The sequence below is a fragment of the Kineococcus glutinatus genome (assembly GCF_039542765.1).
In the GTDB taxonomy this organism is placed as follows: Bacteria; Actinomycetota; Actinomycetes; order Actinomycetales; family Kineococcaceae; genus Kineococcus_A; species Kineococcus_A glutinatus.
On record NZ_BAABIL010000646.1, the window covers coordinates 1 to 1988 of the forward strand.

The window sequence follows — 1988 nt, forward strand, 5'->3', positions numbered from 1 at the left end:
CACCGGCGTCGGAGGGGTTTCGGGCACCCGGTGAGCACCCCACCACCCGCCCCGGCGCGCCGGGTCCGCGCCGGGGTGCCGACGCTGCGGGCGGAGCGGGAGCTGCTGCGCGGTGGCCACCAGCTCGTCGCGGGCGTGGACGAGGTCGGTCGCGGCGCGCTCGCCGGACCGGTGAGCGTGGGGGTCGTGTGCGTGCAGGCCCGCACCCGCAGCGCCCCCACCGGCCTGCGGGACTCCAAGCTGCTCACCCCCGCCGCCCGCGAGGCCCTCGTGGCGCCGCTGCAGCGCTGGGCGGTGGCGTGGGCCGTCGGGCACGCCGAGGCCCACGAGGTCGACGCCGTCGGCATCGTCGCCGCCTTGCGGCTGGCGGGCCGGCGGGCCCTGGCGCAGCTGCCGCAGCAGCCCGGTGCCGTCCTGCTCGACGGCTCCCACGACTGGCTGAGCCCACCCGCCCAGCCGCTCCTGCTCGGCGACGGCGACGGCGACGGCGGTGGGGACGGCGACCCGTCGGGCGGCTCGTGCCCGGTGGTGGTGACGCGCGTGAAGGCGGACCTGTCCTGCGCCGCCGTCGCCGCGGCCAGCGTGCTGGCCAAGACCACCCGCGACGCGCTCATGCGCGAGCACCACCTCGCCGACCCGCGCTACGGCTGGGACGTCAACAAGGGCTACAGCGCACCGGCGCACCTGAGCGCCCTCGCCGCCCACGGTCCCTGCGCGCAGCACCGGCTCTCCTGGCGGTTACCCGCCCCGCGCACCGAGGCCGGCGGCCCCCGGGCGGAGGCGGTGCGCGGCCGGGCCGGGCGACGGGCATGATGGTCCGGTGAGCGCAGAGGACCTCGAGAACTACGAGACCGAGATGGAGCTGCAGCTCTACCGCGAGTACCGCGACGTCGTCGGTCTGTTCGCCTACGTGGTGGAGACGGAGCGGCGGTTCTACCTCGCCAACCAGGTGGACCTGCAGGTGCGCACCGCCGACGGGGAGACGTACTTCGAGCTGCGGCTGGCCGACGCCTGGGTCTGGGACGTGTACCGCCCGGCCCGCTTCGTGAAGAACGTGCGCGTCGTGACGTTCAAGGACGTCAACGTCGAGGAGCTGTCCAAGAGCGAGATCGAGGTGCCCGAGCCACCGCTGCGCGGCCGCTGACGCGCCCGGCGCCCGTCCGCGGCAGGTCCGGCGAGGCGCCCACAGGGCCCGCCGGCCCGGTGCGCCTCCACAGCCGCCGCGCGGGCACCGCCCACCGGGTGCGGGGGGCGTCACCCTCCTCGCGGAGGTGGTGCGCGTGCGCGCGGAGGACGCGGTGGGCGGGTACGGCGAGAGGATCGCCGCCCGGCACCTGGAGCAGGCCGGGATGGTGGTGCTCGCGCGGAACTGGCGCTGCGAGCTGGGGGAGCTGGACCTCATCGCGCGCGACGGCGACTGCCTCGTCGTCTGCGAGGTGAAGACCCGCCGCTCGACGGCGGCCGGTCACCCGCTGGAGGCGGTGACGCCGGTGAAGCTGGCGCGGCTGCGACGGCTGGCCGCGGCCTGGATGAGCGCGCACGGCGTGCACCCGCGCGAGGTCCGCCTCGACGTGGTCGGCGTGCTGCGCCCGCTGCGGGGCCCCGCCGTCGTGGAGCACCTGCGCGGGGTGGGCTGAGGTGGCGCTGGCCCGGTCCCTCGGGGTGGCGCTGCTCGGCGTGCGCGGTCACGTCGTGGAGGTCGAGGCCGACATCGCGCAGGGCCTGCCGGCCTTCGTGCTCGTGGGTCTGCCCGACGCCTCCCTCGTCGAGGCCCGCGACCGCGTGCGCGCCGCGACGGCCAACTCCGGCTGCCCGCTGCCGCCGCGGCGCATCACGGTCAACCTCTCCCCGGCCACGCTGCCCAAGCAGGGCTCCGGCTTCGACCTGGCCGTGGCCGTCGCGGTCCTCGCCGCGGCCGGCACCGTCCCCGCGGCCGCGGCCCGCGCCGTCCACCTCGGCGAGCTGGGGCTCGACGGCGCCCTGCGGCC

General features: G+C 77.3%; 4 protein-coding genes. All 4 read left to right on the plus strand.

Going from position 1 to position 1988, the window contains the following annotated elements:
- Positions 1 to 75 precede the first annotated feature (75 nt).
- Positions 76 to 813, plus strand: coding sequence for a ribonuclease HII (locus tag ABEB16_RS19535; protein ID WP_425560263.1), 738 nt, complete (start codon positions 76 to 78; stop codon positions 811 to 813).
- Between the two features lie 7 nt (positions 814 to 820).
- Positions 821 to 1144, plus strand: a complete 324-nt coding sequence (locus ABEB16_RS19540; RefSeq protein WP_345713870.1) for a DUF2469 domain-containing protein — start codon at positions 821 to 823, stop codon at positions 1142 to 1144.
- Between the two features lie 136 nt (positions 1145 to 1280).
- Positions 1281 to 1637: a YraN family protein gene (locus ABEB16_RS19545; protein ID WP_345713871.1), complete on the plus strand. Its 357-nt coding sequence runs from the start codon at positions 1281 to 1283 to the stop codon at positions 1635 to 1637.
- A 1-nt stretch (position 1638) separates the two neighbouring features.
- On the plus strand, positions 1639 to 1988 hold a 350-nt coding region (locus ABEB16_RS19550), incomplete at its 3' end, for a magnesium chelatase domain-containing protein (RefSeq protein WP_345713872.1).